Genomic DNA, 20,092 nt, shown 5'->3' on the forward strand with positions numbered 1-20,092 from the left:
ACAATAATTATAGATGTCAATGGAATTTAAAAAAGCTGACTCCTAATAAGTATAGAAGTCAACTTTTAATGACGGCTTAGCCAGTCGTTTTTTCTAGTGTCCTTGACAAAGGGTCCATTTTAATATAATTAGTAACTACATTTTAATTAATAACCTTTTACCAAATCTCTAACAAAATCGGTTTTTGGTTTTTCCTTAATATAACAAGGTGAAGAATATTGAATTATTTTGCCTTCATTCATAACGGCTACTTTTGTTCCTAATTTTAATGCTTCTTGTATGTCATGAGTAATAAAGATTATGGTGACACCTAAATTTTTATAAATATCAGTTATTACCTCTTGTAATATTCTTCTTGTAATTTCATCTACTGAACAAAATGGCTCATCCATTAACAAAATTTTAGGACTTGAAACTAAGGCTCTAGCTATACCTACTCTTTGTTTTTGTCCTCCTGATAATTCACTAGGATATCGTTTTAATATATCATAATCCATACCAACTACTTTTATAATTGTATTTACCTTATCTTTAATTAATTTCTTATTTTTTATTTTTGATAAATTTAACACATAGGATATATTTCTTTCTACAGTCATGTGAGGGAAAAGCCCTATGTCTTGGATTACATATCCGATATTTCTCCTTAGTTGAATCTGATTAGTCTGCAAAATATCATTGCCATTAACAATTACCTTTCCTTTTTCAGCATATATGAGGCCATTTATTAATTTAAGCACTGTAGTTTTCCCACATCCTGAACTACCTATTATTGTTAAAAATTCGCCTTTTTTTATATCTAAGTTAAAGTTTTCTAATACAACCTTATCTTTATATATTTTACTTACATTTTCAAATTTTATAATATTATCTTCCATGGCACTTCACCGCCTATTCTATAAGTCCTTTTTCTTGTAAGAACTCCTTGGCTACTTCTTTTTCATCTCTATTTTTTCCTTCTACTTCATAATTTAATTTAGCCATTTCACCCTCATCAATAATATTATCCATTTTTATCAACACTTTTTCTAACCCAGGATATTTATCTAGAGCTTCTTCTCTTACAACAGTTGAGCAATAATAAGTATTGTAGAAATGTTTATCATCATCTAAAACAGTCACATCTGAAACTGATAGTTGACCATCTGTTGTGAACATATTCATTACGTCTATTTCTTTTGAATTTATTGCATCATATTTTAATCCTATATCCATGTCTTTGGCATCTTTAAATTTCAATCCATAAGTTTCACACAAAGCATCATATCCATCGTCTCTTTCATAAAAATCATATTCGGCTCCAAAGTTAAGTTTTGGCGCATATTTAGCTAAATCTGAGTAGGTCTTAATATCATATTTTTCTGCTAAATCTTTTCTTATTACTAATCCAAAAGTATTATTAAATCCATATAGTCCAACCCACTTAAAATTATATTTTTCTTTATACTTTTTTTGCAATTCTTTAAACAAAACTTCATCATCTGGAATTTCTTTTTCTTTAAGTATAAAACTCCATCCTGTTCCAGTATATTCTGGATACAAATCAAATTCTCCCTTTTCCATGGCTGGCTGAATATTACTTGTCCCTCCACCAATACCTTTAGTAATTTCCACTTTTAAGTCTGTATTTTCTTCTATTAACAAACCTATCATCTCGCTTAAAATAAACTGCTCTGTCATTGGCTTGGTGGCTATTTTTATAGTACCTTCAGATTTTTCTTTTTTAGTGCAAGATATTCCTGTAGTCATGCTTATGGCAAAAATCATTAAAATCATAGATATTTTTTTCAAATATTTATTAACTTTCATTTTTTCCTCCCAACTTTAAATTTATATCCTTTTTAATTTAATTTCCATTTTCTTTTTATAAATTTTTCTATTAGTCCAATAATTAGGTCCACTAATAGTGCTAATACTGCTATTAATAAACTTCCTGCGAAAGTCAGTGCTGCATTATTAGTTGTAATTCCTCTATATATTGCTACTCCTAGTCCTCCTGCACCAATAAATGACGAAATCCCTCCCAGTGCAATTGTCATAACAACCATATTTCTAAGACCAGACAATATAACTGTTGTAGCTAGAGGAAGTTTTATCTTATACAAAATTTGATAATCTGTACTTCCCATACTCTTTGCTGATTCTATTATGGCAGGGTCTATAGTCTCAATTCCTGTATATGTACTTCTAACCATAGGAAGTAAGGCATATATTGTTAAAGCTATAATAGCCGTTTTATCACCTATGCCTGATATAGGTATAAAAAATCCTAGTAAGGCTATGGATGGAATTGTATAAATAAAGTTTACTAAAGAGAGAACAGGAGATGTAGTTTTTTTGAATTCACTAATAATTATTCCAAGTGAAATTCCTATAATTGAGGCTATTGCAATAGCTATTCCACAAATCATTATATGCTGTAAAAGAATTTCTAAAAAAAAATCACTTCTATCTATATATAACTGAAATACTTCTTTTAATATTTTTACCACCACCAACTTTAGTATTTAGCATCATCTCATACATAATCTTATGAGTTTTTTCATATAGATATGAGGAATAGATTTGATATTTAGTTGAAAACTATGTTTAGTTATAATTTATACTTATTATTTTTTATAGGAGAAACTTATGATATTTGATAAAAGCGTTCTTTTTACTAGGAAGGAATTGAGGCGTTTTTGTACATACAGACTATTATTTGGGATATTTTACTCTGTTATGATTCCCATTATCCCACTTTACTTAAATTCATTTGGAATTGCCACTGTTATGGTAGGAACTGTTTTATCTCTATATGGAGTATCAAAAACATTAATTCAAATGCCTTTTGGGGTAATCTCTGATAAATTGGGAGATAAATTTACCTTGGTATTAGCTATTTTGTTAATGTCTTCAATACCCTTTGCTTATACTCTATTTAAAACAGGACAAGCTGCAAGCTATCTTTATATAATTCAAGGTGGCGTACTTGGCATGGCAGCACCTGCTACTTATTCCATATTATCTCGCTCTCTTGATGAGAAAAAAAGAGGTGAATGTACAGGCCTTGCAGCCGCTGTTTTCACATTAGGAGGAGGTATAGGTAGTGCTATTGGTGGTTTCATTGTTACTAAATTTAATAATTACAATCTAGCTTTTTACTTATCTTCTGCCGGAATATTTTTAACTGCCATTTATATAATTTTTAAAATTAAAGATGATAATCAAAGATGTTTAAAAAACAAAACTACTACAAATAAGATAAAGTTTAAAGATATGCTACATGAAATAAAAAAATATAAACTATACTACAAAATTTTAGTTCTTGGTAGCATAGCCTTTTTAGGTGATTATATTTATGGATGTGTTGTAGCGTTAATTCATTTTTATGCAAAGAGTGTACTTAATACTTCTATAGCTTACTCTTCTGCTATTATTTCAATCTACTTAGTAGTTTTTGGTATTGGTGCACCTATAGCTGGTTTTATTGCAGATAAAATAGGCAATAATAAACAACTTATTCTATCATTCTTTGTCATGAACATAACTTTATTAGGACTTATCTTTGTTAAAAATGTACCTATTTTTACCTTAGTAATTATTGTATATTTTTTAGGTGCTACTTTCTTAAATGCAGCTCTTCAAAGCTCTCTAAGTGAATTTGGAAATTCTCCTAAAATAAAAGGAATTGTTTTTGGTTTTGTAGGAGGATGTGAATCTTTAGGATATGCCGTTGGCCCTTTAGTGTCTGCATTTATTTACAATATAAATCATTCTTTTTTATTTTTAAGTTTACTGGCAGTATCTCTTATTGTTTCTCTAATATACTTTATTTTTCATAGAAAAGCTAATTTTTAAAAATTCCAACAAAATAGGATGTTTTAAATTATCAAGTATTTTAAAACATCCTATTTATTATTTATAATATTGGCTGTTGATTATTCATAGAGTATCCATCACTTCTAATATCACCCATATCTATGATTTCTTCTTTCACTTCAACTTTACTTAATTTTTTCACAGCTCCATAAGGTTTAAGTAGAGAAAGCTCATCTCCTCTACCAGATATAACCCATAAAATATTATATCCTTTTGGTACTACTCTAAGTCTTTCTTCGCCTTTTCCGTCAGTAAAGTATACCAATAAGTTTAACTTTTTATTGTTAGCATATTGAAAAACTGGTGAAAATTCCGTTCCTCCACCTGTAGCCATCCTGTCTTTAACATCTCTTACTGATTTTACTTTATATGTTCTTCTAATTTCCTTGTCACACTCTATTATGGTAATTTCTTGATTGTAATTTTTTACAATGCTAAGGACTTCTTTAATAGCTTGTTTAAATTCTTCATCACTTATACTTCCACTTATGTCAATAGCTACAGCAATTTCTGCTTTATGACCCCTAAGCTCTCCCCTAAGATCTAGTCTATTGGGCTGTCTTCTATTTCTTCTTGTTATAGTTTTCTTTTTATTAGCTTCAACAGTTCCCATTAGTTTTTTTAAGTACAAATTCCAAGGAAGTTCTCCTTTGTTACTTTTTAAAGATTTTATCATTTCTTCCAAGTAGTTTGGAATACTTCCTTTTTGTGAATCGCCAGCTATTTTTTCTGTGAATTCTTTTAAAGTTTTCTCATCTATTTCATCAGACTCATTCCAAGAATCGTGGGTTTGTTCTATATCAAACTCTACAGCCACATTTTTATTGCTATCTATTTCTTCACCTTCATCATCTTCTTCCTGCAAATCTAGCTCCGTTTGAATTTTTTCCAAATAGTACTCAAAAGTTTTATAAGGATCCAGCTTTAAGTTATATTTCACATTTATATATTCTAATGTAATTGCATAGGGTGGTAAGTAATCCAAATATTGATTTGCAACCACATCCATTGCCAGATTAATTGCCAAAGTAGAGTATTTATCTTTTAAATCTTTCCCTCTAATTAGATGTTGAGATACTATATGAAGTATTTCATGTTTTATGGTAGTCTCCATTTGTTTTATATTAAGTTCCAAGAAAATAATTGGATTAAAGTAAATTACATATTTTGCACCTTTAAAGCTAACAGAAGTTGCACTTGTCATATCAAATCTTATGATTTTTTCCATCTGAAATAAAAAGTAACCATAAAAATTATCTTTATCTTCCATTAAACTTAAATTTACCTTGTCAACAAGACCAAAAAATTCCCTATTGTATTCTTCTTCCATTGTAACTTCATATTTTTCACCCTTACGGTAAACTTTTAACATTTCAGTTGCATTAACTACCTCCATAGCTTTTCCATAAAGGTATTTTCTTTCTTTTTCAAAATAAGTTCCCATAATTAGCTCCTTATTGAATTATAAGCTTGAAAATACACGTCCACAAAATTTTCATTTTCTATGGCTTTCTTGTATACCTCATTATAACTAGTTTTCATATCTTTCATAACTCCTACCATTAAATCTATTGGATATTTCCCTAAAAATTCAACAAATCTATTTACAAGAAATTTATCATTTTTGTCTTCTATTATTTTATTTTCTAGTGTTTTTAATATGTTCATGGCAGTTATATAAAGTCTTGTGTGACTTTCATTTTTTATTCTTTCTATTACATTTTCATCTAGATTTTCTTTAGAAAAAACATCATCAAAGGATATTAATGGACTGCAATTAGACTCTACAAAGCTTACAAACTCTTCTGCAATAACTTTTCCCACATTACCTTTTATAACATTTACAAATACTGATCTTGGTATAATATCTTGTTGCTCTTTATACATTTTATAAGTTTTTGAAACTCTTTCATAACTTCTTGGAGTAGCTCTAACGTCCTCATCGTTTATTTTGTGTAAATACTCTGGGAATGTGGAAATAAACTCTATAACCTTAGTCTCTATGCCTGCACCTATTGCCCATTTTATCCATCCATTATGATCTGGATCCATATTTAACCAAACAAATCTATTTTCTTGTGCTGCATCCATATCAACAACTTGATAATCAAAATCAGAACCATATTTGCTTGATGGATTCATTGCTGCTAGTATCTTCACACTTTCAGGTAATTTATATCCGTTTATTTCTCTATTTAATATTAAATTCATAAGTTCTTGTTGAACTGTATGTTCACAACGATTTATTTCATCTATAAATAAAAGCACACTTCTTCCATTATTTATTTCTTCATCAATCTCTCTTAATTTATTGTGGATGGCATAAATAGTAGTTTTCTTTTCAATTTTATTTCCATTAGCATCCATACTCTCATAAGATTCAACTGTTGGAAGTCCTCCTATTTCACCTTCTTTAAGTAGGTTCCCGTCAATAGTAACTAATGTCCAGCCCTTATCCTTTGCAAGCTTTTTAGCTAAAGCCGTTTTTCCTATTCCACTTTCTCCTACTACTAAAGGAACTTCTCCAGTAGATAATACCAACTCAACACTTTTTAATGTATCTATAAAATTCATAGTCTCTCTCTCCTACATTATCTTTAACTTTTCATCTACAGCTATTTTCTTTGCTTTTTTACTTCCATATTTATAAATAAACAAAATCTTGTCCATTGGAAAAGTCTCACTATCTCTGTCTATAACAGTACATCTTAGAAAATCTCTAACGTATTTTTCTTCAACATTTTCATTGCTTAATACTTCTTTTAGTATTTCTTGTAAATCTTCTAAATTTATTTCTTTTTGAATATCCCTTGGTATATGTTTGATCACTAAAATATTTATTTTTAAAAATTCAATAGCTTTATTCCTATTTATATCATGCATAAGCCTTACTGCTGACTCATTATTTTTTACAGCTAATAACTGAGCATTAAAACTTGGCAATTTAATATATCTTAGTGCATCATAACTAATTTTCACTGATTCTTCTTGCACTTTTTCACTGGGATTTTGTATATATTTTATTGAATCATAATTTTTTCTTACTGCAAGTAATTGTAATTCCTCACTGGGATTTTTTATATACTGAATTGCCCATCCTGACTTATCTATAGCTAGTCTTATTACTTTGTCAGTAGGGTTCTTTATATAATCTAAAATACTCCACCCTTCATTTACAGCCTTTATCATCATCTTCTCACTTGGATCATCTATATATTGAATTGCTCTCACATTATTTTCTAAAGCAACTTCTTTCATTTCATCTGTTGGATTTTTTATATTTCTTAATAAAAGCCCCTTTCTTTCTAAGGCTAGCAATTTCATCTCATCTGTTGGATCATTTATAGTTGTTATAATAGAAGGATTTCTCTTTATCATTTCAATAAGTCTTGATTCTTCCATATAGTACCACCTCATCTATTACTATTGTTTTGTTTTTTAAAGTCATAATTACTTTTCATTATAGTTTATATACTTTTAAAGTCAATTTAAACAGTATAATTATGGAAATAATTAGAAAAAATAACTAATTTAGATTTTAACTTTTATAATTATAAACTTTGTTAATTTAACATATTTGATACCCAATTCATAATTTAAAGTAAATCCAAAATTAAGAGGTGAAAATTATGGATAATATATTTGGATATAAAATTTCTAACTCTCAATATAGTCAGATGAAAATTATTGAAACTCCTAGATTTATACTTAGACCGGCAACATTACAGGACGTACCTGATATTTATGAATATCTTTGCAAAGAGAAAGTAGTACAATATCTACCTTTTAATGCACATAAAACTATTAATGATACAAAAAGATTTGTTCAAGTATTTTTTATAAATAATTATAAACAAGGTAAAGTAGGTAATTATGTTATCTATCATAAAAATGATAAAAAAGTAATTGGAAATATAGGGATTAACAATATAAGAACTAAATCAAAAGAAGGTGAAATAGGAATTTGTATAAATCCTAAATATTGGGGTAATGATTATTCTACAGAATTGACAGTAATAACTCTAATTACAGGCTTTGAACTATTAGATTTAGATAAATTGGTGGCATTAACATATTCTGAAAATAAGTATACACCAAAATCTCTAAACAACTTAGGATTTAAATATGTTAAGACATACAAGCCTAAAAGAAACCTCCAAATATCTCATAGGTTTGAACTAACAAAATCAGATTATTTGAAATTGAAGAAAGAATATTTGCCTAAATTAGTAAAAGGATTTTATTGATACAATTAAATAAGTATTTATCGTAGCAAATCATATTATAATAATATTAAAGGGGGAATAAGTATCATGTTAACTTATTATATAAATTTAATATTATTTTTCATATCATTATTTACACTAATTTACTTCATCTACAAACCAAAGAAGAATTACGCATTTATTTTTAAAACTATTACTAGTATTTTGTTTATCTCTACAGGGATAATATGTCATATGAAGTCACCAGGAGATAATTATTATTTTTTATTAATAATTATTGGTCTGATTTTTTCTTTATTTGGAGATATGTTCCTTGCACTTAAAATTAATCATAAAGATGGTTCTTTGAACAAGTACTTCCTTTATGGAGTTGTTAGTTTTTCACTAACTCATATAATGTATATCATTGCTTTTGTTCATCTAAGTTTCTTTAATTTTATTGATTTACTAGTAGCTTTACTTTTAGCCTTTGTTGCTATTTCAGTATTAAAATCCAATAAAAATATAGACTTTAAAAATATGCTAGTACCAGCAAGTATTTATTCTTTTATTATTTGCTTAATGACTTTTGAATCTATAAAACTAGTATTTTTATTAAAATTTAATATGGGAACATGTTTACTGCTAGTTGGTGCCTTGTTATTCATATTCTCAGATATAGTCTTATCTTTTATATTATTTAATAAACATCATAAAAAGTATTTATCTGCAGTAAACTTAATTACTTATTATACTGGTCAATTTCTCATCGCTTCAACTTTGTTGTTCTTTTAATATTTTGAACATAACAAGGGACATATCTTTATTGATATGTCCCTTCAATATTATAACTTCCTAATATTATCTTAAAATTATTAGTCCATCAAATTATATTCTTCATATAACGGATATTTTTCTGTAAGTCCTGTAACTAGATTTTTAGCCTTATCTTCTAAATCATAAGTTAAACATAAGTCTATAGCCTCTGCTATAACTACCATGTCCTCTTCTTTCATTCCTCTAGTTGTAACTGCTGCACTACCTACCCTTATTCCACTAGTTACATTTGCTCCATTTGGATCAAAAGGAATTGCATTTTTATTTGTAGTGATATAAGCTTCATCTAATCTCTTTTCAGCTTCTTTTCCTGTTATTTTTTTATTAGTCAAATCAAGTAATATTAAATGATTATCTGTACCTCCAGTTAATAATTTAAAATCTCTTTTCATTAGTTCTTCAGCTAATTTCTTGCAATTTTTCACAACTTGATTTTGATATTCTTTAAACTCATCACTTAATGCTTCTTTAAAACAAACAGCTTTGGAGGCAATTATATGTTCTAATGGTCCTCCTTGAGTCCCTGGGAATATAGCTTTATCTATAGCTTTTGCATATTTTTCCTTACAAAGAATTATTCCTCCACGAGGTCCTCTTAAAGTTTTATGAGTTGTACTTGTTACAAAATCTGCCACTTCGCAAGGATTTTCATGAAGTCCCGCTGCTACTAAACCTGCAATATGAGCCATATCAACCATTAACAATGCTCCCACTTCGTCAGCTATTTCTCTGAACTTTTTAAAGTCAATCGCTCTAGGATAAGCACTTGCCCCTGCCACAATTAGCTTAGGTTTCACTTCATGAGCAACTTTTTTTACATTATCATAGTCAATAAATCCATCTTTATTTACTCCATATTCATGGAATTCAAAATATTGTCCAGATATATTTGCTGGAGAACCATGAGTTAAATGACCGCCTTGAGATAAATTCATTCCCATTACTTTATCTCCTGGTTTTAATATAGCAAAGTAAACTGCTATATTTGCATTTGCTCCAGAGTGAGGTTGTACATTGGCATGTTCTGCTCCAAAGATTTTCTTCAATCTTTCTATTGCCAAAGTCTCAACTTCGTCAATATGTACACATCCTCCATAGTATCTGTTACCGGAGTATCCCTCTGCATATTTGTTAGTCAAATGACTTCCCATAGTTTCCATTACTGGCATTGATACTATATTTTCCGATGCTATTAACTCTATATTTCTTTGTTGTCTAAGTAGTTCTTTCTTCATACTGTTATAAACTTCCATGTCAGCTTGTTTTAAATTTTCAAACATAGTCATCATCCTTTCATTTATAACCTACTGTTGACAAATAATAAATCTGTAATTTCCCCTACTATAAATATAGCATTTTTTTCACATAATATAATATATAAATTTTCTAACTTATAAAAATACTTCTTTTGTATAATATCTAAATTCCCTATAATATCTAGTTTATGTATAAATACATGAATTTGCAAAAGTGACAACATCATGTTATAATCAGGTTGTTATAAAACAACTTATTTTTTTTTATAAGTTGTTTTTATATCATAACTTAGTTAGGAGGATATATTATGAATATAAAAAATAAAAATAGTGTCTTTATAATCTCTATAATGTTCACTAGTTTGATAATTGGATTTGGCTTAATAGCCCCAAACTTATTTAAACAGATATCTAAAAACTTATATAATATAGTAATTATTAACTTCAATTGGCTTTACTTAGTAGTAATGTTTTTAATAGTTATTTTTACATTGTTTTTGATTTTTAGTAAATATGGTGATATAAGGCTCGGTAAAGATGATGACAGGCCTGAATTTAATAATTTATCTTGGTTCTCCATGTTATTTGGAGCAGGAATGGGTATAGGTTTAATATTTTTCAGTGCAGTTGAACCCATGAAACATTTTGTGAATCCTATTAATTCTCAACCTGGAAGCACTGAAGCAATAAATTTTGCAATGCAACAATCCTTTATGCATTGGGGTATAACACCTTGGGCAGCCTATTCATTAATGGGACTTGCTTTAGCATATTTTCAGTTCAGAAAAGGTGCACCAGGATTAATAAGTAGTATATTTTTACCTATCATAGGTGAAGATGGTGTAAAAGGTCCAATAGGTAAGTTTATTGATATTTTAGCAGTATTCACTACAGTTACTGGTATTGCCACCTCTTTAGGTATGGGTACTATGCAAATAGCTGGTGGATTAGAATATTTATTTAATATTAAAAACACTATTTTGATACAAATACTTATAATTACTATAGCTACTTTTTTATATATAAAAAGTTCTACAAGTGGTTTAGATAAAGGAATTAAATTATTATCAAATATTAACTTAACTTTGTCATTTTTATTTTTATGTGGAGCAATACTAATTGGTTCTCAATCTAATATGATGAAAAATTTTTTAAATGGGACTGGTTTATATCTAGAAACATTTATTTCTCAAAGTTTGTTTATAGATAAAAACGGAACATGGATAGCTAACTGGAGGGTCTTTTATTGGGCATTGTGGATAGCATGGATTCCTTTTGTTGGTATTTTTATAGCCAGAATATCAAAAGGTAGAACAATAAGAGAATTTATAATTGGCGTAACAATCGTACCTGCATTAGCATGTATGATTTGGTTTTCAGTATTTGGAACATTAGGTATGGATTTAGGTTTGGATTTTGCTACAAGTTCAATTACAGTTACAGAAACAGCATTATTTAAAGTCTTGGCAAATTATAATATGGGAGGAGTATTATCTGTAATAGCTATGATACTTTTATGTACCTTCTTTATTTCCTCTGCCGACTCAGCTACCTATGTATTAGGAATGTTTACATCTGACGGTGATTTGAACCCTAGTAACAAAAACAAAATTGCATGGGGAATAATTCAAGCCTTATTAGCAATAACTTTAATTATATCCGGTGGATTAGAAACATTACAAATGGTGTCTATAGTATCTGCATTCCCTTTTGCAATCGTAATGCTTATTAGTATTGTATCTATTAAAAAAGCATTAAGTGAAGAATTTAGTAATAAAAAATCAGTTAATAATGAAAAACCTTCAAAAAATAATATAAATACAAAAGAAATGTATTTGAATAAATTAAAATCAGATAATAATGAGTGTAAAGAAATATGCTAATAAAATTAACTTTCTAGTATATTACTTTAAAAAGTAGTTACTAGCCATTTTATTTAGGATTAGTAACTACTTTTTTATTTTATTAAAAATATGATTTTTTATATAAAACAAATTAATAAACTTCCAACTGTTATTAGCACAAGTATAATTGTAATCACTTTTCCTAAAGTATGAGCCATATTAATACTCCACCCCATACCTAATCTTTTTTCTACCATAAGTTTTGGATCTTCTTTGTTATAATAAATAAAACCATAGATCCACTTTTCATCGTCATTTTCAATGGTATATATATTTCTACTCTTGGGTTTTATACTACTTAACATAAGGTAAAAGTAAATTACAGGAACTACTATAAAAATTGGTATTATACATGATCCTATAGTTAGCCACATGGGCATATCTTTTTCTTGTACCATAAATATTGGTATTGTAGATGTAATAGACTGAATACTAAGAGTTAAAGTAAGAAAAGAGTATCCTATGCCATTTAAGTATTTTACAGCTTTCTTTCTATTTACTTCTAAATTTTTATTGTCTATATAAGTATTTCCAGCTACACTTCCTATTCCTATTACAGCAAATAATAGTACCATGGATATATCTATAAAACTAGTAAAAAATACGTTTAGTATATTTTTTTTAGAGTACCCATTTGGTTTACCATATGCTCCCCAGTGTGTGATTATAGTGTCTGGCATATTTTTATAGCTTAATAATACGTATACAAATGATACAAGAGATAATATTATGCATATTCCAAATAGTATTTTAAATTTCTTTATTATTCTTTTCTTTTCATTTGCAAGAATTTCATCTTCTTTTATGATTACTCTTATAGGTACTTGTTCTTTATTATCATTATTATATAGCTGTAAATTAGCTAAATAAGTATCTTTTACATATTTAACTTTTTTATATTCTATTGTTAAAATTAAAAAGAATAAAGTAAGATATACGGTAGTGGAAATTATAATATTAGCACCTATATTTAAATCAAATATAGTTTTTAGGATTAAATATACCATGATACTTAAAAACAGTGATACATTTAATTTTCTTTTAAAATCTTTAGTTATCTTAACTTTTAAATCTTCTTCTATAATTATTTCGTTTATGTATACTCCAAAAAAGTATTTCCTACTACTTAATGATTGTGTACTTAAAGCTATTAAATGTGTAAATAATATTATAAGTATAAATACTATATAGTTTAGAAAAAACATAAGCTCCCCCTCCGTCTTTATGCTAATTATAATTTACTGTCCAAAAAACTTGTATATAAATAGAATATGAATATTTAAATTTTCTGTTTATATGTTTTATATTATAGGAACCTGAAATAAAATATCAATTACTTTTCCTAAAGTATGGTTTTTTATGCATAAGTTACATTTAGGTCTTCTTATAAAAATCTAAAAATAAAAGGCCTTTTCAAATCCACAGCCTTTTTAGGACATAGTTCATGACAACAAAAACATCTTATGCAATTATCTAAATTTATATTAGGACCATTTTCTTTCATTTCTATAACTTTAGGAGGACAAACCCTGCTACATACTCCACACTTTACGCATTCTTTATAATTTATTACTGGTTTCCCTGCCAATTTTTTATTTATAAAAATCTCAATATTTCTAGGTACTTTACCTCTTAGAAAACTAATACTTTTATTTGAAGGTATTTTAAAATCCTTAACTACTTTATCTTCTAATTCTTCTCCTAATAAACAAATATCCGAAAAGTCTTTTTCTATTAAGTCTCGCTCAACGGATCTTTGTACTGTTGGAACCTTAAGTGGATCTAAATTTATAAGTTTACAGGCAATAACATCTATAGCATAAGGGCTAGGAGAGGCTAGTAATACACCTATTTTTCTAGGCACACCTGCAGTTGGACCTTCACCTTCCATGCCAACTACGCCGTCCATAATAGTAAGAGTTGGTGATACAAAAGCACATATATCAACTAATGATTCTGTAAAATCCTTAACTTCAGGCATTTTAAAATGATACTCAGCCTTTTTCACCCCAGGTATTACTCCAAATAAGTTTTTTACCCCTCCTGTAAAAGTTGCCATGGCATGAGTTTTTAATTTGCAAATATTTATAACATGATCTACTTCAACTATAGGTTTTATTACTGTCATGTATTTTAGTATTTTTCCATTGTTATTTTCTACTTTTATTTCTGAAGTATCATAATTCAATTTAATATTAAGTTCTTCACATACTTTTTCTATACCACAAGCTTTGTATACACCTTTTAAAGATGATTTTGTGTAAGGTCCTCCTGGACTATCCCCAACTATTACCTTGCATCCAAGCTCCAAAAGTTGTTCAGACATAATTTTTAATATCATAGGATGAGTAGTTGCCATTTCTTCTGGCAATTTTTTTGCAACAAGATTCATTTTTATAAATACTGTACTATTTTTCTTTACATACTTTTCAAGTCCACCTAAATCATGTAACAATTTTTTTAATTGGGATTTTACTTCTTCATATTTATAACTATCACAACTTCTTAGTGACACTTCTTTCATATTATATCTCCTTTTTATAATATTCCTTTTTTAACTACTTAATTAATTATATCATTTCATGATAAGGGGTTATAAAACAAAAAACTTCTGAGAAATAGAAGTTTTTTATTTCTCAGAAGTTTTAATATCTAATTTAGTATATTTTGATTTTTAAAAGTAGGGCAGCTTTTCATTATGCCTTCCCATAATGCATTTATATAAATCTCAAATGTATCATAATCATGTTTAAATAGCTCATCTGGCAAAGTAACTTGTACAGATTTAGCAATAACTAAAATTCTATTATAAAAATCATGATACTGATCATATTTAATCATTTCAAGTAATTTTAATATTTCTAATTCATGTAACTCAGCTTTTTCTCCAATATCATATCCTACATTACTTATCATCTTTATTTCTTCCATAGGTACACCAACTTCCATAATATTATAGTTTTTCAATAAAATTATAAAAATAAAAGCATAAAAGATTTGTCCAAACTAAACAAAAACCATGAAGATACATTAATTATTTTAATTAATATAAAAATTCATGATTTATATACATTGCTATTAGATTTTATTATTTTTACATTTTTGACTCTAGCATTAAGTACATTATATGTGATTTATACATCATATACAATCTATTTTCAACGACATTTTCTTTGTATTTTCAACACTATTTATTAATTATATAATCCTTACAATTAGTAACTCCATACCACTCACATTCTTTACAAATATCATCAAATATATCTTCTGTCATATTATCATATACTAATGCTTCTAATTCACTATAATTGTAAAATCCTTCTTTTAAATTAAAATATCTGACAACCTTTAAGTCAAGCAATTTTACTTTGTATTGAGATGAGCAAAGATTTTCATCTAATTTATTCGGACATTTCTCACAAATACTATCTGTATAAAAAACCAATTCTACTTCATTTATTTCTTGCCTTATATTTTCTACTTTAAGAAATTGATTATAAGCTTTAATTTTTTTTATAATATTTTCCATTTTAACCTTAAAATCTTCACTGTATCCATTTCCACTGTAAGCTCTCATACAAAGTAAATGATGTGGTCTTATTCTTAACATAAACTTACTTTTAGACCTCCTTTCAAAATTTAAATTTATATATGCAAAACCTTGTATTTTCCAGGTACTCATAAGATTATTATAGTATGAAAATACTAAGTTTTATAGTATAATATTAAGTAATCTTAGTTAGTTTTAATTTTAAATTTCCCCATTATATAGGAGGAAATTTATGAAAGAATTAGTAATAGGAAATTTAATTGCAAAAGTACCTGTAATACAAGGCGGCATGGGTATTGGTGTGTCTAGATCATCTTTAGCATCTGCCGTTAGTAATGCTGGTGGAATCGGGGTTATATCAGGTGTTAACATTGGGTATGACGAAGATGATTTTGAAAATAACACTTTACAAGCAAATTTAAGAGCTTTAAAAAAGCACCTTAAAATAGCTAAAGAAAAATCCAATAATGGTATTATTGGTGTTAATTTAATGGTAGCTATGAATTATTATGAAGAACATGTAAAAACAGCAATAGAGTCTGGCTGTGATTTAATAATTTCTGGAGCTGGGCTACCTTTACAGCTGCCTAAACTAGTAAAAAATAGTGCAACTAAAATAGCTCCTATTGTATCATCATCTAAAGCAGCACAAGTTATCCTAAAAATGTGGGATAAAAAGGATAAGACAACAGCTGATTTAATAATTGTGGAAGGTCCTAAAGCTGGTGGTCATTTAGGTTTTAGTAATGATGAATTAGATGATATAAAATCAATTAATTATGATGATGAATTTATTAAAATTCTAGATATCACAAAAACATATGAAGAAAAATACAATAAAAAAATACCAGTAATTGCTGCTGGCGGAATATCTTGCGGACTTGATGTGAAAAAATATTTAGATTTAGGTGCTAGTGGTGTTCAAGTAGGTACTAGATTTGTTGCTACTCATGAATGTGATGCACATGATAACTTTAAACAAACTTTTGTTAATGCCAAGGAAGAAGATATTCAAATAGTTAAAAGTCCTGTTGGACTTCCTGGAAGAGCAATAAAAAATAAATTTATTGATAAGGTATCATGTTCAAGACCTAAAATTACAAAGTGCTATAATTGTTTGATCCCTTGTAATCCTAAGGACACACCTTATTGTATTTCAACTGCTTTGATAAATGCAGTAAAAGGCAATGTGGATGATGCTCTATTGTTTTGTGGAGCAGACGCATACAAAATAAATGAATTAAAATCAGTAAAAGAAGTTATTGATGAATTAACTTATAACATATAAACCATAAATAATAAAAACTGGCTAACTCTATTGGAATTAGCCAGTTTTTATTGAACGTAATTTATTATTTTACCTCCTATTTTTAATTGCTTAATAAATGTATTGTATCAATAATTTTAAACAATAAAAAATGAAGGATCTACTGATTATATCGTATCCCCTCCATTTTTATTATTTTAATTTCCCATTTTTCTAAATTTGTCATATCTGTTATTTAATAATTCATGAGAATCTATATGAATTAAATTCTCTAAATCCTTCAATATATATTCTTTTATATTTTCAGCTGCCTGAAGCGGGTTTGCTTGAGCACCATTTTCTGGCTCCATAATAATGTCATCTATTATGCCAAAATCTTTTAAGTCATGAGAAGTTATCTTCATGGCTAAAGCCGCCTTTTTTGCCTTACTTACATCTTTCCATAGTATAGATGCAAATCCTTCTGGAGATAAAATGGAATAAATTGAGTTTTCCATCATATATACTTTATCACCTAGAGCAAGAGCTAATGCTCCACCACTACCTCCTTCTCCTATAATTATTGATATTACAGGAGTTTTCAAACTACTCATTTCTAGTAAGTTTTGAGCTATAGCATGACCTTGGCCTCTTTCTTCCGCTCCTATACCACAAAATGCTCCAGGAGTATCTATAAAACAAATTACAGGCCTTTTAAATTTTTCTGCTTGCTTCATTAGCCTTAATGCTTTTTTATAACCTTCTGGATGAACCATACCGAAGTTCATATCTATATTTTCTTTTGTGGTTTTTCCTTTGTTAATTCCAATAACTGTTACATTTATATCATTTATACTACCAATTCCACCAATTACAGCCCTATCATCTCTAAAAGATCTATCACCATGAAGTTCAATAAATTCATCAAATATGTTTTCTATATAAAATTTAGCATTTGGTCTATCTTTATGTCTTGCAAGATTAACCTTATCCCATATTATGTTTTCATTATTTTGCATTTTCTCTCACCCCATGTAATTTTAAAACTTTGTATAAATAGTTTCTTAAATCCCTTCTTTTAACAATAGAATCTATAAATCCTTTTTCCAAAGCAAACTCTGCACTTTGGAAATCTTCTGGTAGCTTTTCATTTATAGTATTTTCTATTACCCTTCTTCCTGCAAATCCAATTACTGCATTTGGCTCACTTATGATTATATCACCTTCCATGGCAAAACTAGCTGTAACACCACCTGTTGTAGGATGAGTTATTACACTAATATATAAAAGTCCTGCCTCATTATGCTTTGATATTGCTAAAGAAGTTTTGGCCATTTGCATAAGTGAAAATATTCCTTCTTGCATTCTAGCTCCACCAGATGCTGTAAAAATAATAAGAGGAAGTCTATTCTTTGTTGCATACTCTACAATACATGTTATTTTTTCCCCTACAGCACATCCCATACTACCCATCATAAAGTTACTATCCATAATGGCAGTTGCTACCTTTAGAGAATTAATTTCTCCAGTTCCTGTTATGACAGCTTCTTTTAGGCCAGATTTGGCTTGATTTAGTTCTAATTTGTCTTCATATCCTTCAAAACTTAAAGGGTTTTTAGTTTCTATCTCTTTAAATAGTTCCACAAATGTATTTTTATCAAATATTTGATTTATTCTATTCTTTGCAGAAATACTAAAATGATGCCCACATCCTATACATACCTTGTAGTTTCTATCTAAATCTTCTTTATAAAGTATGTTTTTACATTTAGGGCAATTAGTCCATTTTCCATTAGGTATATTTGGAGTATGGGAACTATCTTCTAAGTTTCTAGTGCTTACTGTCACATATTCTCTTTTTCTAAATAAATTTTTAAGCATTATTATTCACCAACTTATTCTCTATAAAAGAAGTATTATAATTTCCATTTATAAAATCTTCATGTTCCAGTATTTCATATTGAAAATCTATATTTGTTGTAACACCACCTATGGCAAATTCATCTAGGGCTCTTTTCATTTTAATTATGGCAGTTTCTCTGTCATCTCCGAAAGTTATAAGCTTTCCTATCATTGAATCATAATATGGTGGAATTTCATATCCACAATAAATAGCACTATCAACCCTAACTCCTAAACCTGATGGAGTATATAATTCTGTTATTACACCTGGACATGGTCTAAAATTATTCTTTGGATCTTCTGCATTTATTCTGCACTCTATAGCATGGCCAGATATTTTTATATCTTCCTGGCCAATTTCCATCTTCATACCTGAGGCTATCTTTAACTGTTCTTTTACTATATCTATATTTGTAACCATTTCTGTAATAGGATGCTCAACTTGAATTCTTGTATTCATTTCCATAAAGTAGAATTCACCACTATAATCTACTAAAAATTCTATAGTTCCTGCATTTTTATAATCAACAGCCTGAGCTGCTTTAACTGCAACTTTCCCCATTTTTTCTCTTAAATCATCATTTAGAAACACAGATGGGGCCTCCTCTAAAACTTTTTGGTTATTTCTTTGCAATGAACATTCTCTTTCACCTAAATGAATTACATTCCCATACTCATCGGCCAATACTTGGAATTCAATATGTCTGGGATTTTCTATAAACTTCTCAATATATACCTTATCTTCGCCAAAACAAGCTTTTGATTCTAATTTGGCAGCTTCAAAATTACGTTTAAATTCTTTAATATCTCTTACTATTCTTATTCCCTTTCCTCCACCACCAGCAGCGGCTTTTATCATCAGTGGAAATCCTATATTTTTAGCTATATCTAGGGCATGATCATAAGAAAGTATTTCACCTTCATATCCTGGTACAACAGGAACATGTGCTTTTTTCATTATTTCTCTAGCTCTTGCTTTATCACCCATTAGTTCAATAGTTTCATAATCTGGTCCAATAAATTTTATATTGCATTCTCTGCACATTTTTGCGAACTTAGGATTTTCTGATAAAAATCCAAAACCGGGATGTATACCTTCACATCCTGTTAAAACACATGCACTTAAAATATTTGTCATATTTAAATAACTATCTTTACTAAGCGGTCCTCCTACACAAACAGCTTCATCTGCCATTTGTGTATGAAGGGCATTTTTGTCTTGCTCAGAATAAATAGCCACAGTTCTTATATTAAGCTCTCTACAAGCCCTAATTATTCTTACTGCAATTTCACCTCTGTTAGCTATAAGAATTTTCTTTAACATAATATCA

19 protein-coding genes are annotated in these 20,092 nt (G+C 28.4%); 5 read left to right on the plus strand and 14 right to left on the minus strand.

Translation table 11 applies throughout. The features are described 5' to 3' along the window. Positions 1-146: 146 nt before the first annotated feature. From K0040_RS12060 to K0040_RS12070, 3 genes are read right to left on the minus strand one after another with little or no spacing between them, the layout of a single operon-like run. A complete protein-coding gene (locus K0040_RS12060; protein WP_228109043.1) occupies positions 147-878 on the minus strand; it encodes an ATP-binding cassette domain-containing protein in 732 nt (243 codons plus the stop codon). 13 nt (positions 879-891) lie between these two features. Continuing rightward, positions 892-1,809 carry a glycine betaine ABC transporter substrate-binding protein gene (locus K0040_RS12065; RefSeq protein ID WP_228109044.1) on the minus strand — a complete coding sequence of 306 codons (918 nt, stop codon included), beginning with the start codon at positions 1,807-1,809 and terminating at the stop codon, positions 892-894. A 32-nt stretch (positions 1,810-1,841) separates the two neighbouring features. After that, positions 1,842-2,495, minus strand: coding sequence for an ABC transporter permease (locus K0040_RS12070; protein ID WP_331476303.1), 654 nt, complete (start codon positions 2,493-2,495; stop codon positions 1,842-1,844). 136 nt (positions 2,496-2,631) lie between these two features. Between K0040_RS12070 and K0040_RS12075 the strand changes: the two genes are divergently transcribed. Next, positions 2,632-3,840 (plus strand): MFS transporter, encoded by a 1,209-nt coding sequence (locus K0040_RS12075; protein ID WP_228109045.1) that lies wholly within the window; start codon positions 2,632-2,634, stop codon positions 3,838-3,840. A gap of 61 nt (positions 3,841-3,901) precedes the next feature. On the opposite strand, the gene K0040_RS12080 is transcribed toward K0040_RS12075, so the two are convergent. The 3 genes from K0040_RS12080 to K0040_RS12090 are packed head-to-tail and all read right to left on the minus strand — an operon-like array spanning position 3,902 to position 7,263. Beyond that, positions 3,902-5,305: a vWA domain-containing protein gene (locus K0040_RS12080; RefSeq protein WP_228109046.1), complete on the minus strand. Its 1,404-nt coding sequence runs from the start codon at positions 5,303-5,305 to the stop codon at positions 3,902-3,904. A 2-nt stretch (positions 5,306-5,307) separates the two neighbouring features. Beyond that, entirely contained in the window at positions 5,308-6,435 is a 1,128-nt protein-coding gene (locus tag K0040_RS12085; protein WP_228109047.1) for an ATP-binding protein, read from the minus strand. A 12-nt stretch (positions 6,436-6,447) separates the two neighbouring features. Further along, entirely contained in the window at positions 6,448-7,263 is an 816-nt protein-coding gene (locus tag K0040_RS12090) for a hypothetical protein (protein WP_228109048.1), read from the minus strand. Positions 7,264-7,490: 227 nt separating this feature from the next. Between K0040_RS12090 and K0040_RS12095 the strand changes: the two genes are divergently transcribed. Next, positions 7,491-8,108, plus strand: coding sequence for a GNAT family N-acetyltransferase (locus K0040_RS12095; protein WP_228109049.1), 618 nt, complete (start codon positions 7,491-7,493; stop codon positions 8,106-8,108). 66 nt (positions 8,109-8,174) lie between these two features. Then, positions 8,175-8,861: a lysoplasmalogenase gene (locus K0040_RS12100; protein ID WP_228109050.1), complete on the plus strand. Its 687-nt coding sequence runs from the start codon at positions 8,175-8,177 to the stop codon at positions 8,859-8,861. Positions 8,862-8,941: 80 nt separating this feature from the next. Here the strand turns inward: K0040_RS12100 and glyA are convergent, their stop codons facing one another. Further along, the gene (glyA, locus tag K0040_RS12105; RefSeq protein ID WP_074919407.1) at positions 8,942-10,183 is read right to left on the minus strand and encodes a serine hydroxymethyltransferase; all 1,242 of its coding nucleotides are present in this window, start codon (positions 10,181-10,183) and stop codon (positions 8,942-8,944) included. Between the two features lie 284 nt (positions 10,184-10,467). Here glyA and K0040_RS12110 point away from each other — a divergent pair, with 284 nt between their 5' ends. After that, a complete protein-coding gene (locus tag K0040_RS12110; protein ID WP_228109051.1) occupies positions 10,468-12,042 on the plus strand; it encodes a BCCT family transporter in 1,575 nt (524 codons plus the stop codon). A 98-nt stretch (positions 12,043-12,140) separates the two neighbouring features. Here the strand turns inward: K0040_RS12110 and K0040_RS12115 are convergent, their stop codons facing one another. The 4 genes from K0040_RS12115 to K0040_RS12130 form a co-directional block, all read right to left on the minus strand. After that, complete coding sequence (locus K0040_RS12115; protein WP_228109052.1) at positions 12,141-13,268, minus strand: DUF5808 domain-containing protein; 1,128 nt, start codon at positions 13,266-13,268, stop codon at positions 12,141-12,143. Between the two features lie 179 nt (positions 13,269-13,447). Further along, the gene (locus K0040_RS12120) at positions 13,448-14,587 is read right to left on the minus strand and encodes a DUF362 domain-containing protein (protein WP_228109053.1); all 1,140 of its coding nucleotides are present in this window, start codon (positions 14,585-14,587) and stop codon (positions 13,448-13,450) included. Positions 14,588-14,715: 128 nt separating this feature from the next. Then, positions 14,716-15,030: a hypothetical protein gene (locus tag K0040_RS12125; protein ID WP_148557216.1), complete on the minus strand. Its 315-nt coding sequence runs from the start codon at positions 15,028-15,030 to the stop codon at positions 14,716-14,718. A gap of 220 nt (positions 15,031-15,250) precedes the next feature. Then, entirely contained in the window at positions 15,251-15,673 is a 423-nt protein-coding gene (locus tag K0040_RS12130) for a DUF1284 domain-containing protein (RefSeq protein ID WP_228109054.1), read from the minus strand. A 172-nt stretch (positions 15,674-15,845) separates the two neighbouring features. Between K0040_RS12130 and K0040_RS12135 the strand changes: the two genes are divergently transcribed. Next, positions 15,846-16,901, plus strand: coding sequence for an NAD(P)H-dependent flavin oxidoreductase (locus K0040_RS12135; RefSeq protein WP_206925323.1), 1,056 nt, complete (start codon positions 15,846-15,848; stop codon positions 16,899-16,901). Positions 16,902-17,077: 176 nt separating this feature from the next. On the opposite strand, the gene K0040_RS12140 is transcribed toward K0040_RS12135, so the two are convergent. From K0040_RS12140 to K0040_RS12150, 3 genes are read right to left on the minus strand one after another with little or no spacing between them, the layout of a single operon-like run. Beyond that, positions 17,078-17,878, minus strand: coding sequence for an acetyl-CoA carboxylase carboxyltransferase subunit alpha (locus tag K0040_RS12140; RefSeq protein WP_074919413.1), 801 nt, complete (start codon positions 17,876-17,878; stop codon positions 17,078-17,080). After that, positions 17,868-18,740 carry an acetyl-CoA carboxylase, carboxyltransferase subunit beta gene (gene accD, locus K0040_RS12145; protein WP_148557212.1) on the minus strand — a complete coding sequence of 291 codons (873 nt, stop codon included), beginning with the start codon at positions 18,738-18,740 and terminating at the stop codon, positions 17,868-17,870. The genes K0040_RS12140 and accD overlap by 11 nt, the downstream gene beginning before the upstream one ends. Beyond that, positions 18,733-20,085 carry an acetyl-CoA carboxylase biotin carboxylase subunit gene (locus K0040_RS12150; protein ID WP_228109055.1) on the minus strand — a complete coding sequence of 451 codons (1,353 nt, stop codon included), beginning with the start codon at positions 20,083-20,085 and terminating at the stop codon, positions 18,733-18,735. Before K0040_RS12150 ends, accD begins: the two co-directional genes overlap by 8 nt. Positions 20,086-20,092: the final 7 nt, after the last annotated feature.

This window comes from Terrisporobacter petrolearius, assembly GCF_020748185.1.
Taxonomy (GTDB): Bacteria; Bacillota; Clostridia; order Peptostreptococcales; family Peptostreptococcaceae; genus Terrisporobacter; species Terrisporobacter petrolearius.

Excerpts from the sequence above, each read along its gene's own strand:
- K0040_RS12090 (WP_228109048.1), bottom strand. The coding sequence starts at position 7,263 with ATGGAAGAATCAAGACTTATTGAAATGATAAAGAGAAATCCTTCTATT.
- K0040_RS12075 (WP_228109045.1), top strand. The coding sequence starts at position 2,632 with ATGATATTTGATAAAAGCGTTCTTTTTACTAGGAAGGAATTGAGGCGT.
- K0040_RS12080 (WP_228109046.1), bottom strand. The coding sequence starts at position 5,305 with ATGGGAACTTATTTTGAAAAAGAAAGAAAATACCTTTATGGAAAAGCT.
- K0040_RS12110 (WP_228109051.1), top strand. The coding sequence starts at position 10,468 with ATGAATATAAAAAATAAAAATAGTGTCTTTATAATCTCTATAATGTTC.
- glyA (WP_074919407.1), bottom strand. The coding sequence starts at position 10,183 with ATGTTTGAAAATTTAAAACAAGCTGACATGGAAGTTTATAACAGTATG.
- K0040_RS12060 (WP_228109043.1), bottom strand. The coding sequence starts at position 878 with ATGGAAGATAATATTATAAAATTTGAAAATGTAAGTAAAATATATAAA.
- K0040_RS12130 (WP_228109054.1), bottom strand. The coding sequence starts at position 15,673 with ATGTTAAGAATAAGACCACATCATTTACTTTGTATGAGAGCTTACAGT.
- K0040_RS12135 (WP_206925323.1), top strand. The coding sequence starts at position 15,846 with ATGAAAGAATTAGTAATAGGAAATTTAATTGCAAAAGTACCTGTAATA.
- K0040_RS12140 (WP_074919413.1), bottom strand. The coding sequence starts at position 17,878 with ATGCAAAATAATGAAAACATAATATGGGATAAGGTTAATCTTGCAAGA.
- K0040_RS12150 (WP_228109055.1), bottom strand. The coding sequence starts at position 20,085 with ATGTTAAAGAAAATTCTTATAGCTAACAGAGGTGAAATTGCAGTAAGA.
- K0040_RS12120 (WP_228109053.1), bottom strand. The coding sequence starts at position 14,587 with ATGAAAGAAGTGTCACTAAGAAGTTGTGATAGTTATAAATATGAAGAA.
- K0040_RS12095 (WP_228109049.1), top strand. The coding sequence starts at position 7,491 with ATGGATAATATATTTGGATATAAAATTTCTAACTCTCAATATAGTCAG.
- K0040_RS12085 (WP_228109047.1), bottom strand. The coding sequence starts at position 6,435 with ATGAATTTTATAGATACATTAAAAAGTGTTGAGTTGGTATTATCTACT.
- K0040_RS12115 (WP_228109052.1), bottom strand. The coding sequence starts at position 13,268 with ATGTTTTTTCTAAACTATATAGTATTTATACTTATAATATTATTTACA.
- K0040_RS12065 (WP_228109044.1), bottom strand. The coding sequence starts at position 1,809 with ATGAAAGTTAATAAATATTTGAAAAAAATATCTATGATTTTAATGATT.
- K0040_RS12100 (WP_228109050.1), top strand. The coding sequence starts at position 8,175 with ATGTTAACTTATTATATAAATTTAATATTATTTTTCATATCATTATTT.
- accD (WP_148557212.1), bottom strand. The coding sequence starts at position 18,740 with ATGCTTAAAAATTTATTTAGAAAAAGAGAATATGTGACAGTAAGCACT.